The organism is Enterobacter cloacae complex sp. 2024EL-00214 (assembly GCF_043945575.1).
Taxonomy (GTDB): Bacteria; Pseudomonadota; Gammaproteobacteria; order Enterobacterales; family Enterobacteriaceae; genus Enterobacter; species Enterobacter cloacae_P.
Genome location: NZ_JBIMRC010000003.1, coordinates 243416 through 256599, shown reverse-complemented (window position 1 = coordinate 256599; position 13184 = coordinate 243416). Strand labels below are relative to the sequence as shown.

12 protein-coding genes are annotated in these 13184 nt (G+C 52.8%); 7 read left to right on the top strand and 5 right to left on the bottom strand.

Annotated features, from left to right (window positions below; genetic code table 11):
* The first annotated feature begins 17 nt into the window (after positions 1-17).
* Genes ACHHZ6_RS05360 through ACHHZ6_RS05340 form a run of 5 tightly spaced genes read left to right on the top strand, consistent with a single transcriptional unit; the run spans position 18 to position 5549 of the window.
* A complete protein-coding gene (locus tag ACHHZ6_RS05360; RefSeq protein ID WP_395121884.1) occupies positions 18-2624 on the top strand; it encodes an outer membrane usher protein in 2607 nt (868 codons plus the stop codon).
* A gap of 27 nt (positions 2625-2651) precedes the next feature.
* A complete protein-coding gene (locus ACHHZ6_RS05355; RefSeq protein ID WP_395121883.1) occupies positions 2652-3227 on the top strand; it encodes a fimbrial protein in 576 nt (191 codons plus the stop codon).
* Positions 3228-3245: 18 nt separating this feature from the next.
* Positions 3246-3809 (top strand): fimbrial protein, encoded by a 564-nt coding sequence (locus ACHHZ6_RS05350; protein ID WP_182273786.1) that lies wholly within the window; start codon positions 3246-3248, stop codon positions 3807-3809.
* A gap of 23 nt (positions 3810-3832) precedes the next feature.
* Positions 3833-4435, top strand: a complete 603-nt coding sequence (locus ACHHZ6_RS05345; protein WP_182273785.1) for a fimbrial-like protein — start codon at positions 3833-3835, stop codon at positions 4433-4435.
* A gap of 22 nt (positions 4436-4457) precedes the next feature.
* Positions 4458-5549: a fimbrial protein gene (locus tag ACHHZ6_RS05340; protein WP_395121882.1), complete on the top strand. Its 1092-nt coding sequence runs from the start codon at positions 4458-4460 to the stop codon at positions 5547-5549.
* Here ACHHZ6_RS05340 and ACHHZ6_RS05335 read toward each other — a convergent pair whose 3' ends face one another.
* The 4 genes from ACHHZ6_RS05335 to ACHHZ6_RS05320 all read right to left on the bottom strand — a co-directional run bounded on the left by ACHHZ6_RS05335 (position 5550) and on the right by ACHHZ6_RS05320 (position 9100).
* Positions 5550-6797 (bottom strand): polysaccharide deacetylase family protein, encoded by a 1248-nt coding sequence (locus tag ACHHZ6_RS05335; protein WP_182919417.1) that lies wholly within the window; start codon positions 6795-6797, stop codon positions 5550-5552.
* A 63-nt stretch (positions 6798-6860) separates the two neighbouring features.
* Positions 6861-7301 (bottom strand): PTS sugar transporter subunit IIA, encoded by a 441-nt coding sequence (locus ACHHZ6_RS05330; protein ID WP_395121881.1) that lies wholly within the window; start codon positions 7299-7301, stop codon positions 6861-6863.
* A gap of 105 nt (positions 7302-7406) precedes the next feature.
* On the bottom strand, positions 7407-8177 hold the full coding sequence (locus tag ACHHZ6_RS05325) for an ABC transporter permease (protein ID WP_182273781.1): 771 nt from the start codon (positions 8175-8177) through the stop codon (positions 7407-7409).
* On the bottom strand, positions 8174-9100 hold the full coding sequence (locus ACHHZ6_RS05320) for an ABC transporter ATP-binding protein (RefSeq protein WP_182273780.1): 927 nt from the start codon (positions 9098-9100) through the stop codon (positions 8174-8176). The genes ACHHZ6_RS05325 and ACHHZ6_RS05320 overlap by 4 nt, the downstream gene beginning before the upstream one ends.
* A gap of 107 nt (positions 9101-9207) precedes the next feature.
* Here ACHHZ6_RS05320 and can point away from each other — a divergent pair, with 107 nt between their 5' ends.
* A complete protein-coding gene (can, locus tag ACHHZ6_RS05315) occupies positions 9208-9870 on the top strand; it encodes a carbonate dehydratase (protein WP_182273779.1) in 663 nt (220 codons plus the stop codon).
* A 109-nt stretch (positions 9871-9979) separates the two neighbouring features.
* Here the strand turns inward: can and hpt are convergent, their stop codons facing one another.
* Complete coding sequence (hpt, locus tag ACHHZ6_RS05310; protein ID WP_182273778.1) at positions 9980-10516, bottom strand: hypoxanthine phosphoribosyltransferase; 537 nt, start codon at positions 10514-10516, stop codon at positions 9980-9982.
* A gap of 207 nt (positions 10517-10723) precedes the next feature.
* On the opposite strand from hpt, the gene ACHHZ6_RS05305 reads away from it, so the two are divergent.
* Positions 10724-13114 (top strand): glucose/quinate/shikimate family membrane-bound PQQ-dependent dehydrogenase, encoded by a 2391-nt coding sequence (locus ACHHZ6_RS05305; protein WP_395121880.1) that lies wholly within the window; start codon positions 10724-10726, stop codon positions 13112-13114.
* Positions 13115-13184: the final 70 nt, after the last annotated feature.

The following is a 13184-nucleotide window of genomic DNA, read 5'->3' as shown; positions in this document are numbered from 1 at the left end:
ACGGATTAGTGATAGCAATGTTATTTCGCCATTCAATACTTTGTCTTGCCATATACGCCGCAATTCAGACCACAGCATTTGCTGAGGAGAAAAAGGTTGCGTCTGCCTCTGGTAGTGAAGAGGTCGAATTCAACGATCAATTCCTGTTTAATACAGGAAGCAATATCGACGTTAGCCGTTTTTCCAAAGGTAACCCTGTTGTTCCCGGTACGTTCAAAACACAAATTATTTTGAACGGACAAAAAAAATTGCTCACAGATTTCACATTTAAAGAGAATGGAACGCCGCGAGCAACGCCCTGTTTTACCCCCAAATTATTAATGCAGATCGGCATAAAAACGGATTATCTGGAAAATGCGTCAGCGGAAGATAAGACCGATGACGAAAAAAAGGATGTCTGTGTTGATATCAGCCATTCGTTAGCAGGGTCGTCATGGGATTTTAACGCGGGAAACCAGGAACTCAGCCTTGTTATACCGCAGATCTTTATTGAGCGACGTCCTTACGGCTATGTCGACCCGTCCTTATGGGAGAACGGCATCAATGCAGGGATGCTGTCTTACGATCTCAACGCCTGGCATACCGATGGTACAGACGGTTCACAAGATACTGCCTATGCCGGGTTGAAGTATGGTCTGAACATGGGTCCGTGGCGTCTGCGTTCCCGTGGCACACTCAACTGGGACCAGGATGAGGGGACCAGTTACTCCAGCCAGGATGTCTACTTACAGCGTGATATCACCGCGCTACGCGCCCAGTTTTTGGTGGGTGACTCCTATACGCGCGGCGACACCTTTGACTCGTTAAACCTGCGCGGTTTGCGTATGTATAACGACGATCGCATGTTACCAGGTGGTATTTCCACTTACGCCCCAACCATCCGCGGCGTCGCCAAAAGCAATGCCAAAGTAACGGTCTCACAGAGCGGCAATAAAATTTATGAGGGCACGGTTCCGCCTGGCGCTTTCGAAATTAACGACCTGAGTACCACCGGATACGGTAGCGATCTGGTGGTCACCATTGAAGAGTCGGATGGCAGCACCCGTACGTTTTCTATCCCCTACTCCTCCGTTAGCCAGTTACTGCGTCCCGGTTACAGCCGTTGGGATATCGGTGCGGGTGAACTTAATGACAAGGGTCTGCGCGATAAACCCCGTCTCGGCTACGCCACGGGCTATTACGGCCTGAACAATACGTTTACAGGCTATGCAGGCTTCCAGTACATGGACACCGGTTACGTTTCCGGCCTGTTGGGTATTGCCATGAACACCGGTATCGGTGCCTTCGCGCTGGATGTGACTCATTCAGACGCCGACGTGGATGGTCTGGGAACGCTCACCGGGCAAAGTTACCGTCTCTCCTGGAGTAAACTCCTGGAGGACACCAACACCTCCTTTAACGTGGCGGCCTATCGCTTCTCCACGAAAAACTACCTGACCCTGAATGACGCCGCCTCGCTGGCAGAAGATGTGAAATATCGTGACCGGGAGCGTAACCCGACTCATACCAGTGAAGACGTTTATAGCAGCTTCCAGCGTATGAAAAACCAGGTGCAAATTAACATCAGCCAGCCGCTTTCCTCCGGGAAAGAAAACTACGGCTCGTTATATGTCACGGGCAGCTGGCAGGACTACTGGACCGAATCGGGTTCCACCTCTCAGTATTCCGTGGGCTATAACAACGCGTTCTGGCTGGGAAGCTACAGTATTTCCCTTCAGCGCAGCTACGATGAGTACGGCGAGAAAGATGACAGTATCTATCTGAACCTGAGTATCCCGCTGGAAAACCTGCTTGGGCATAAAAATCCTCCGGGCGGGTTCAACACCGTCAACATGAGCGTGAACTCAGACTTCAAAAATAACACCGCGTACAACACCAGCGCGAACGGTAACACCGATGACTACCGCTTCAGTTACAGCGTCAACGCAGGCATCAGCCATTCCGACACGGGCGATCTCAGCCAGATAGGCGGCTACGGTAGCTATAACAGCGCATACGGTCCACTCAGCCTGTCTGCCTCGGCGTCAGACGATAGCAGCCAACAATATTCCCTGAGCTACAGCGGCGGGATGCTGGTGCATTCCGGCGGCATTACGCTGGCACCGGGCAGTATCGGCGATACCGACACCCTGGCGTTGGTCAGCGCACCGGGTGCGAAAGGAGCGCACCTTTCTGTGGGTGACGGCATTATCGGTAGCTCCGGCTACGCCATCATGCCGTATCTGTCTGCTTACCGTGAAAACACGGTCGGTATTGATATCTCGAAAATGGAATCTGACGTGGAAGTGAAAAACACCAGCACGGTTGCGGTTCCCCGCAGCGGTGCTGTGGTTCGCGTCGATTTTGAAACCGATCAGGGACGTTCGTTGCTGCTTGACCTTCATCGTTCCGACAACGGTTTTATTCCACTCGGGGCTGACGTCGTAAATGAAAAAAGCGTGTCCGTCGGTTCCGTTGGTCAGGCCGGTCAGGCCTATGTCCGGGGCATTGAAGATAACGGTACGCTGCGCGTGGTATGGGGTAATGAAGCCAGTTCATCCTGCACCGTAACGTATCACATTACGCCATCTGCCCAGAAAGTCGGCCTGACGACCATGCTGAGCAATCAGATTTGCCATATGTAATACCTTTTATAACAGGGAGTTATTTTAATGAAACAAGCAATGTCACTTGTGCGTCCCGGCGCTCTGCTGGCGCTGGCGCTGAGCTCACAGGCAATGGCTGGTACTACAAATCTCGATGTCACCTTCACTGCTACCCTGCGTGAAACCACCTGCGATATGACAATCGAAGGGGGCACCGGTGATGGTCAAAGCAACACGATTCAAATCGGTACGGCGGGTAAGACATCGCTGGGGGATATCATCAACGGCGTTGATACCGTCACCGCACCATTTAAGCTCAAGATTACGGAATGCCCGACAAGTATAGCGGCAATAAAAACCACCGTCGCAGGGATCGCATCCACGGATATGCCGACGGCAATTAACAACGCCTCAACCACGGGCCCGGCGGCTTACATTGGGGTGACTATCGCCCGAGCGTCCGCACCGACCTCCATCTTTACGCCTAACTCAGCGGAAGACAGCAAGCGCCTGGTCTGGACCCAGGCAGAAATTAACGCCAAAGAAGTGGCGTTGCTCGCCCGTCTGGTACAAACCAAGAGCGGTAGCGCCACCACGGGTGATTTCAGCGCCCTTGCCACGTTTAACTTTACCTACGAATAAGCGAAAGGAAACGCATTCATGAAAACTAACTGGAATTCCGCCCTGATTGCCCTGACCGTTTCCGCCGGTCTTTATTCTGCAGGGGCCAGCGCCATTACCGGTACCACCAGCGTGCAGGCCACCTTCAAGTCGACCATTGGCGCAGGCACCTGCACAGCACAAATTCAGGATGCGGGGGGGCAACCTATCAGCACCCTGGGGTTTGGCGATGTATTCAAATCCGAAGTGGCAGCCAAGAGCCGCAGCGAGCCGTTTAAAATTGCCTTCACCAGCTGTGCTGGGGTGAAATCGGCTACCGTGCAGGCAATCACAGGTACGGGGGGAGCTTGCTCTGGTCCAAGCTCTGACGGTGACGCGTTCGGTTCACAGCATGGTGTCGGTTTTGAGGTCTGGAAAAATACCGTCGATACCGGGACGCTACTGAGCTGTAGCACCAAACCGGTTCAAAACGTCACCATCAGTGGTGCAACAGCCAATGTTGATCTGGCTGCACGTATCGTTATCGCCAAAACAAAAACGATTGCAGACGTGACCGCCGGTGACGTCACAACTCCCGTTACATTTGTTGTGACCTATCAGTAATACAGCGCAGGGGCAGAACAGCAATGTCGTACCAATCAACACAACGCGTTTTCAACAGATTTGTACTTCTGGCCGGACTTATAAGCTGGCATTGGTCTGCCCCATGCCTGTCCGCAGAGGCAGGCCTGGATGTAACGCTCAATGCCAATATTGTTGAAAATACCTGTCAGATCTCCATTCCGGGCGAGGGGAAAGTCCACCTGTCTACAGTGGGGAAAAGCTGGTTTTACAACACCGACGGGAGTTCACGCCTGCAGCCCACCGATGCAGCCTCCGGCACGGCGTTCACGGTGAAAGTGGAAAGTTGTCCGGGTGACAACACATCGATAAGCAAGATGAATTTCAGTTTTCAGCCGCAGACGAAACAGTGGCCTGCGGGCAGTAAGCAGATCTTTATTAATGAAACCCCGGTTACTGAAGGCGGTGCAGATAACACCGGTGTCGTTATTTTCTCAAAAGCCTTTAATACCAACGTATTAAATTCTGACGGTACCTCCAGTGTGAAATTAGATACCGGAACCGAGTGGGCAACGGAATATGATTTCTATGCTCGCCTGCAAAATACCGGCCCGGTGACATCAGGGAAAGTAACCAGCCGGGTCGTCGTCAATGCGACATACAACTAACCAAAACAGGGAGAATACGTTCATGCGTTTTAAAGGACATTTAGCAGGCACCGCCTGGGTAAAACTGTTTACCGCCGCGTTGCTGCTGGTACAGAGTTACGCATGGGGTGAATGTCATTTTGGGGCCAGGGGTGAGGGGGGGACGTCCACTATCATCAATACCGTTCCGGGTTCGCCTGTCTATTTTCATGAAGTCCCCCAGGGACAGTATCCATCTGATGGTATTGAGATTGGTGGTCCTTATAACGCCAGCCTGAGTCCTGCACTGTGGTCCCGATGTGACTCGGGTCAACAAGGGGATCAGATGTCGAACATCACCTACGACGCCATTGGTGGCGTAGATGGTGCTATGTGGCCGACAAATATCGAGGGGATTTACTACGCGGTCAGGGTTTATAGCGATAAAGATGATGGCTCATACTTTCAGGTGAGTTATGGTCAATGGCAAGACCTGCCTGTACATGCGAGCCAGGAAAGCGACAACTGGAAAATCCAGATTAAGCTCATTCAAATGAGCTCGTATTTAGGTAACGTCTCACATGCCACGGTAATCACGCCTAAGGAGTCCAAAAAAATCGGAGGAATGTCAATTGGCGGCCATACGGATAGTGATAACCAGCCCTGGTGGTTCGAAGTCACCCCATCGACCTTCAGCATCCCAATTGCCGCCTCAACCTGCCAGAGCACTGTCGTAAACAATGGGACGAACAATGTTGATTTTGGCGAAATTATGTTTTCCTCTATGAGGGATGGATATTTTCCGTACCAGACTTTTAATCTCCAGCTCACAGGCTGTAGTAATGTGGTTGCCATTAATTACCGGGTGTCGTCCAACAAAACGAATGGCGCTAGCGGATCGGATATCCTTATGCTCAACACGCTGACATCGAATGCAGCTTCCGGCATTGGGGTGGAGATTGCACAACAATTTCCTGCGAACCCATCATTCGGACCGCTTATCAATGATAGCAGCTATATCTACGTACCTTTGCCACAGGCAGGTGCCAGTGCAAGCAACAGCCTTCCTTTTATGGTCTGGTTACGTAGAGATGGCACCCCACTTAAAGCCGGTGACTTTAAAGCCATCGCAACCTTTACCATTGATTATCTTTAATCACCCCTGCGGCTGGTTGCTGATCAGCCGCGACATGGTTTCCAGAGAATCCGTTCTGAGAATATACAGCCGCTTCAACAGGAACGGATTATCCCCTGGCTTCACTTTCCCCCGCACCGTCGTCACCGCCAGATGGAAACCGGCATCGTTCGCCGCTTTAACCGCGTTCTCGTTGTAGCCGCCAAACGGATAGGAAAGGTACAGAACATGTGGGTTGAACTGCGCCAGATCGCGCCGCGAGCGCTTAAAGTCGAACAAAATAACGTGGTAGCTGCGGCTCAGTAAAATCGGCTGATGGTTGTCATCCACACGGTGTAAAAAGTGCGTGTGTGACTGGATATCAAACACATCCTGCATCTGCTCCAGTTCCGACACACTCATAAACTGCAGGTATTTTGGTGCCCACTTCTGCGGATGACGTTTGATTCGTGACGAGATGATAAAGGCCGTCGCCTTAAACCCGTACTCTTTCAGGATCGGGTAAGCATAGCGGTTAACGGACTTCAGGCCGTCATCAAAGGTGAGCACCACCGCCTTTGCCGGCAGGTTTATTTTATTTCGTACGTACCCTTCAAGCTGGTACATCGTCAGCGTGGTATAGCCCTGGTCGCGAAGCCAGGTCATCTGGTTACTGAAGGCACGCACGCTGGTTGTCGTGGAGGTATGACGAAAACGGGTGTTTTCCTCGTCACGTAAAATATGGTGATAAGTCATGACCGGAATACCGTGATCTTCCTGGGCATCCAGGCTACTGACCCACGCCAGACGGTTACCGATACGGATCTGGAACCAGGTCTGGTTCAGACGATCTTTAAGCTTGTTCAGGATCGGATAGCGAAGATTTGCACTTAATGTACCGAAAGGGGCGCTGCCGTTGTCGGCATCGTTATAAACAGGGGTGTCTTTCCAGGTAACCAGGTTTTGATTGCTAAGGGGTTTGTTCAGGTCGCCCAGGCCATCTTCAACGCGCTGTTTTCCCTGAACCGGCTCCAGGTGCCCCTTGTCGATAAAACCCGTACCAAAACCGAAGCGAAATTCATAATAGTCTGCCGCTGCGGGTACCACGGCCAGGATCTGCCCCGCACGGACATTACCCACGTTGATCACATTGTTCCCCACCTGCGCCCAGATCGCCGCATCTTCGGTGGTTTGCATATATTGAGCAGGCAGCCTTTTCTGGCTTAATAAACTGGCTGAACTGACGCCGGAAACGAACACCAAAAGCAGGAGAAGAATACGCGTAAACATTATGTTTTTATCGGTACGGAAGAACTGATGTCATTGTAGCAAAAGCGACACCAATACCAATGTTTAATTCTTATACAGATCGTGAAGCAGGATGAAAGGTGGGTTTTTCTGCTGCTGATGCCATAAACTACTGACATCGGGGGCACCTTGCGCCACGATCGCATGACGAAACTCCGTGCTGTTTAATGATTCACGCTGTGGATACATTAACTCCAGCAATGGCAGGCTAATTCCGGAAATCACTTCACAGCAGTCATGCTTATGGCTCATTAAGGCGGCGGAACGATACGGCGCAGCGCCAGATTTATCGGTGAGAAAGATAACCCCATCGCCGGTGTCGGTTTCATGCAGGGCATCACACATCATTCGGCCAAGCATATTGGTGCTCAACCCTCGCCAGTAATTAACCGCGCGACACTGCACCAGCGGGCCAAACCTGGCTTCAAGCTTTAGCAACATATCCTGCGCCTGTTCATCGTGGCAGGTGATGACCCATCCCAGCATAGCTCTCTCCTTAGCAGGCGAGTAGTTTAGCGGAGTGATGGTGAATTTACGGTGATAACTGTCAAAGAAAAGCGCCCGGCATACGGAAGGTTGCCGGGCAGAAGGTTAGCTGCGCAGCCCGCGGCCACGCTGGATCAGATACCAGCACAGCAGGTAGAAAGCGATGATAAACACCGCCAGTACCGCCACGGTGGTGAACAGTGGTACGTCAGTAATGCCGAGGAAACCAAAGCGGAAGCCGCTGATCATGTAGACAATCGGGTTCAGGTGGGACAGCGCCTGCCAGAACGGCGGCAGCAGCGTCAGGGAGTAGAACACCCCACCGAGATACGTCAGCGGCGTCAGCACGAAGGTCGGGATCAGGCTGATATCGTCAAACGTTTTCGCAAACACCGCATTCAGCAAACCGGCCAGCGAGAACAGGATCGCCGTCATCAGCAGCGTCAGCGCCACAAACAGCCACGAGTGTACCTGGAACGGTACAAAGAACAACGAAATCGCCGTTACCAGGATCCCTACGCACAGAGCACGCGCCACGCCACCGCCCACGTACCCGGCGATGATGACGTGCGTTGGCACGGGTGCCACCAGCAGCTCTTCAATGTTGCGCTGGAACTTGGCGCTAAAGAACGATGACGCCACGTTAGCGTAGGCGTTAGTGATCACCGCCATCATGATCAAACCCGGCACGATAAACTGCATATAGGTGAAACCGTGCATCTCACCAATGCGGGAACCAATCAGGTTACCGAAGATGATGAAGTAGAGCGTCATGGTAATAACCGGCGGTACCAGGGTTTGTACCCAGATACGCATAAAACGGGTGATCTCTTTCGCCCAGATGCTTTTCAGCGCGACCCAGTAAAGATGCGTCATGCCTTGTCTCCTTGTTTATCCTGCACCAGAGAGACAAACAGCTCTTCCAGTCGGTTCGCTTTGTTACGCATACTTAATACCTGAATGCCCTGGGCACTCAACTGGGAAAAGACGCTGTTGATGCCCTGCTCTCTCAGCACTTCCACTTCCAGCGTGGAGGTATCCACCAGACGATACTGGTACCCTTCCAGCTCCGGCAGCGGGCTTTTCGGTGCCAAATCCAGAATAAAGGTTTCTGATTTCAGCTTGGAAAGCAGATCTTTCATCGAGGTGTTTTCCACCAGCTCACCGCGCTGAATGATGCCGATGTTGCGGCACAGCATTTCCGCCTCTTCAAGGTAGTGAGTGGTCAGAATGATGGTCGTGCCTTTGTCATTGAGATCCTTCAGGAACCCCCACATTGAACGACGCAGTTCGATATCCACGCCTGCGGTCGGTTCATCCAGGATTAACAGTTTTGGCTCATGCATCAGGGCGCGGGCAATCATCAGGCGGCGCTTCATGCCACCGGATAACATCCGCGCACGTTCGTTACGTTTTTCCCACAGATCCAGCTGTTTAAGGTACTTTTCGCTACGGGCAATCGCCTCTTTACGCTCTACACCATAGTACCCCGCCTGGTTGACAACAATCTGCTGTACCGTCTCGAACGGGTTGAAGTTGAACTCCTGCGGTACCAGCCCCAGCTGGCGCTTGGCGTTGACCACATCTTTTTCCAGGTCGTAACCAAACACGCTCACCCGGCCAGAGCTCTTGTTAACCAGCGAACTGATAATCCCGATGGTGGTAGATTTTCCCGCCCCATTCGGCCCCAGAAGCGCATAGAAATCACCCGCTTCTACTTTGAGATCTATCCCGCGTAGCGCCTGAACGCCGCCCGGATAGGTTTTCTTAAGCTGCTCAAGCTCCAGTGCAATCGCCATGAATTAAACTTACCTATAGTTCTGACACACGTTGTGTAGTTTCATTAAAAGTCGGGTTACCCTATAGTAGCGCAACGCAATCACTTGGTTACAGGTCGTTAACCTCCATGAATGACATAGATACACTCATCAGCAACAATGCACTATGGTCAAAAATGCTGGTGGAAGAAGACCCCGGATTTTTCGGGAAGCTGGCACAAGCGCAAAACCCGCGCTTTCTATGGATTGGATGTTCCGACAGCCGCGTTCCGGCAGAGCGCCTGACCGGCCTCGAACCGGGTGAACTGTTTGTTCACCGCAACGTCGCCAACCTGGTGATTCATACCGATCTTAACTGCCTTTCTGTTGTTCAGTATGCCGTTGACGTTCTGGAAGTCGAGCACATCATCATTTGCGGCCACTACGGCTGCGGCGGCGTGCAGGCGGCGGTTGAAAACCTGGAGCTGGGGTTAATTGATAACTGGCTACTGCACATCCGCGATATCTGGTTCAAACATAGCTCACTGCTGGGTGAAATGCCGCAGGAACATCGTCTCGACGCGCTGTGTGAACTGAACGTCATGGAGCAGGTTTATAACCTGGGGCACTCCACTATTATGCAATCGGCCTGGAAACGCGGACAGAAAGTGTCCGTCCACGGCTGGGCGTACGGCATTCATGATGGTTTGCTGCGTAACCTGGAAGTGACCGCCACTAACCGTGAAACGCTGGAGCAGCGCTACCGTTCGGGTATTGCAAACCTCAAACTCAAGCACGTAAACCATAAATAAGTGCCCGTAAAAAAGCCGGGTGGCGGCTACGCCTTACCCGGCCTACGTTTTCTCCCTCTCACTGTGAGAGAGGGCCAGGGTGAGGGCACCAGACCACACCCAACGAGTATTACTCGTCCAGCAGCACCACTTTCCCGACATACGGCAGATGGCGATAACGCTGCGCGTAGTCAATGCCATAACCCACAACGAACTCGTCAGGAATGGCGAAACCGACATATTCCACAGGTACCTGCACTTCACGACGGCTTGGTTTATCCAGCAGGGTACAAATGGCCAGGGATTTCGGTTCACGCAGGCTCAGGATCTCGCGCACTTTAGAGAGCGTGTTGCCAGAGTCGATGATGTCCTCAACGATCAACACATCTTTGCCACGAATATCTTCATCCAGATCTTTCAGGATTTTCACATCACGGGTTGTGGACATGCCGCTGCCGTAGCTGGAGGCGGTCATAAAATCGACCTCATGTGACACCTGCACTTCACGGCACAGGTCTGCCATAAACATGAAAGAGCCACGCAGAAGACCCACCAGCACCATTTCGCTGCCGCTGTCCTTGTAATGTTCGGTGATTTGACGACCCAGTTCGGCGATACGCGCTTTGATCTCGGCTTCCGGGATCATCACTTCAACAGTATGTTTCATATTACTAACCATATGATTTTAATGAAAATCTCTCAATGCGGATGAATCATCTTCCAGCATCGATACGCAAGCTCGCCATTATACCAGCAAATGGATAACCCTGGCGTATGAGTTATAAAAAGCAATTTTTGTGATTCCGATCACACTTGCTAATACCTATAATTAATTGCTAGCAAATAATTAACAAAACTGACGAGTACATTTTCTATGGCTGAAACAAAAACTCAACAGTCGCGTCTACTGGTGACACTAACAGCGCTATTTGCCGCCTTTTGCGGCTTGTACCTGTTAATCGGTGGCGTCTGGCTGGTCGCAATTGGCGGTTCCTGGTACTACCCGATTGCGGGCCTGGTTATGCTTGGCGTAACCGTCCTGCTCTGGCGCAGAAAGCAATCTGCACTGTGGCTTTATGCTGCCCTCCTCCTCGCAACCATGATCTGGGGCGTCTGGGAAGCCGGGTTCGACTTCTGGGCACTGACGCCACGCAGTGACATTCTGGTGTTCTTTGGTATCTGGCTGATTTTGCCGTTTGTCTGGCGTCGCCTGATTGTACCGTCCAGCGGTGCCGTAGCAGCGCTCGTTGTCGCTCTGCTGATCAGCGGCGGTATCCTGACCTGGGCCGGTTTTAACGACCCGCAGGAGATCAAAGGTACGCTCAATACGGAATCAACGCCTGCTGCAGCCATCTCTCAGGTCGCTGACGGAGACTGGCCGGCCTATGGTCGTAATCAGGAAGGTCAACGCTACTCCCCGCTGAAGCAAATCAACGCGGATAACGTTAAAAACCTGAAGGAAGCCTGGGTATTCCGTACCGGCGACCTGAAGATGCCAAACGATCCGGGTGAACTGACCAACGAAGTGACGCCGATTAAAGTCGGTGACATGCTTTATCTGTGTACCGCCCACCAGCGTCTGTTCGCGCTTGATGCCGCCACCGGTAAAGAGAAATGGCACTTCGATCCACAGCTGAATGCCAACCCGTCCTTCCAGCATGTCACCTGCCGTGGCGTCTCTTACCACGAAGCGCGTGCCGATAATGCAAGCCCTGAAGTGGTGGCCGACTGCCCTCGCCGCATTATGCTGCCGGTGAACGATGGCCGTCTGTTTGCCGTCAACGCAGAAACGGGCAAGCTGTGCGAAACCTTTGCCAACAAAGGTATCCTGAATCTGCAGACCAACATGCCGGACACCACGCCGGGTCTGTATGAGCCAACTTCACCGCCGATCATCACCGATAAAACCATTGTGGTTGCCGGTTCGGTAACGGATAACTTCTCTACCCGCGAAACCTCTGGCGTTATCCGTGGCTTCGACGTGAATACCGGTAAACTGCTGTGGGCCTTCGACCCGGGTGCGAAAGATCCAAACGCGATCCCCTCAGACGAACACACCTTTACCTTTAACTCGCCAAACTCCTGGGCACCGGCTGCGTATGACGCGAAGCTGGATCTGGTCTATCTGCCAATGGGCGTGACCACGCCGGATATCTGGGGCGGTAACCGCACGCCGGAGCAGGAGCGTTATGCGAGCGCCATCGTGGCGCTGAACGCGACTACCGGTAAGCTGGTCTGGAGCTATCAGACCGTTCACCACGACCTGTGGGATATGGACATGCCATCCCAGCCGACGCTGGCAGATATTACCGTTGACGGTAAAACCGTTCCGGTGATTTATGCCCCGGCGAAAACCGGTAACATCTTCGTGCTGGATCGCAGCAACGGTAAACTGGTGGTTCCGGCTCCGGAAAAACCGGTTCCGCAAGGCGCGGCAAAAGGCGACTACGTCAGCAAAACGCAGCCGTTCTCTGACCTGAGCTTCCGTCCGAAGAAAGACCTCAGCGGTGCAGACATGTGGGGTGCCACCATGTTTGACCAGCTGGTGTGCCGCGTGATGTTCCATCAGTTGCGCTATGAAGGCATTTTCACTCCGCCATCTGAGCAGGGTACGCTGGTCTTCCCGGGTAACCTGGGGATGTTCGAGTGGGGCGGGATCTCCGTTGACCCGAACCGTCAGGTGGCGATTGCTAACCCAATGGCCCTGCCGTTCGTGTCTAAACTGATCCCACGTGGCCCGAGCAACCCAATGGAACCGCCGAAAGACGCGAAAGGTACCGGTACAGAATCCGGTATTCAGCCGCAGTACGGCGTACCGTTTGGCGTGACCCTGAATCCGTTCCTGTCACCGTTTGGCCTGCCGTGTAAACAGCCAGCCTGGGGTTATATCTCCGGTCTGGATCTGAAAACCAACCAGATCGTGTGGAAGAAACGTATTGGTACACCACAGGACAGCATGCCATTCCCGATGCCGGTTCCGGTACCGTTCAATATGGGTATGCCAATGCTGGGTGGCCCAATCTCTACCGCCGGTAACGTGCTGTTCATCGCGGCGACCGCAGATAACTACCTGCGCGCGTACAACATGACCAACGGTGAGAAACTGTGGCAAGGCCGTCTGCCCGCGGGTGGACAGGCAACGCCGATGACCTATGAAGTGAATGGCAAACAGTACGTTGTCATCTCAGCGGGCGGTCATGGTTCGTTTGGCACGAAGATGGGCGACTATATTGTCGCGTATGCATTGCCTGACGAAGGCAAATAAAAGCAAAACGGCAACGAAAGTTGCCGTTTTGAGTGTTTGTCCCCTCTCCCTGTGGGAGAGGGTCAGGGTG

Excerpts from the sequence above, each read along its gene's own strand:
- ACHHZ6_RS05345 (WP_182273785.1), top strand. The coding sequence starts at position 3,833 with ATGTCGTACCAATCAACACAACGCGTTTTCAACAGATTTGTACTTCTG.
- ACHHZ6_RS05340 (WP_395121882.1), top strand. The coding sequence starts at position 4,458 with ATGCGTTTTAAAGGACATTTAGCAGGCACCGCCTGGGTAAAACTGTTT.
- ACHHZ6_RS05330 (WP_395121881.1), bottom strand. The coding sequence starts at position 7,301 with ATGCTGGGATGGGTCATCACCTGCCACGATGAACAGGCGCAGGATATG.
- ACHHZ6_RS05325 (WP_182273781.1), bottom strand. The coding sequence starts at position 8,177 with ATGACGCATCTTTACTGGGTCGCGCTGAAAAGCATCTGGGCGAAAGAG.
- hpt (WP_182273778.1), bottom strand. The coding sequence starts at position 10,516 with ATGAAACATACTGTTGAAGTGATGATCCCGGAAGCCGAGATCAAAGCG.
- can (WP_182273779.1), top strand. The coding sequence starts at position 9,208 with ATGAATGACATAGATACACTCATCAGCAACAATGCACTATGGTCAAAA.
- ACHHZ6_RS05360 (WP_395121884.1), top strand. The coding sequence starts at position 18 with ATGTTATTTCGCCATTCAATACTTTGTCTTGCCATATACGCCGCAATT.
- ACHHZ6_RS05355 (WP_395121883.1), top strand. The coding sequence starts at position 2,652 with ATGAAACAAGCAATGTCACTTGTGCGTCCCGGCGCTCTGCTGGCGCTG.
- ACHHZ6_RS05305 (WP_395121880.1), top strand. The coding sequence starts at position 10,724 with ATGGCTGAAACAAAAACTCAACAGTCGCGTCTACTGGTGACACTAACA.
- ACHHZ6_RS05350 (WP_182273786.1), top strand. The coding sequence starts at position 3,246 with ATGAAAACTAACTGGAATTCCGCCCTGATTGCCCTGACCGTTTCCGCC.
- ACHHZ6_RS05320 (WP_182273780.1), bottom strand. The coding sequence starts at position 9,100 with ATGGCGATTGCACTGGAGCTTGAGCAGCTTAAGAAAACCTATCCGGGC.
- ACHHZ6_RS05335 (WP_182919417.1), bottom strand. The coding sequence starts at position 6,797 with ATGTTTACGCGTATTCTTCTCCTGCTTTTGGTGTTCGTTTCCGGCGTC.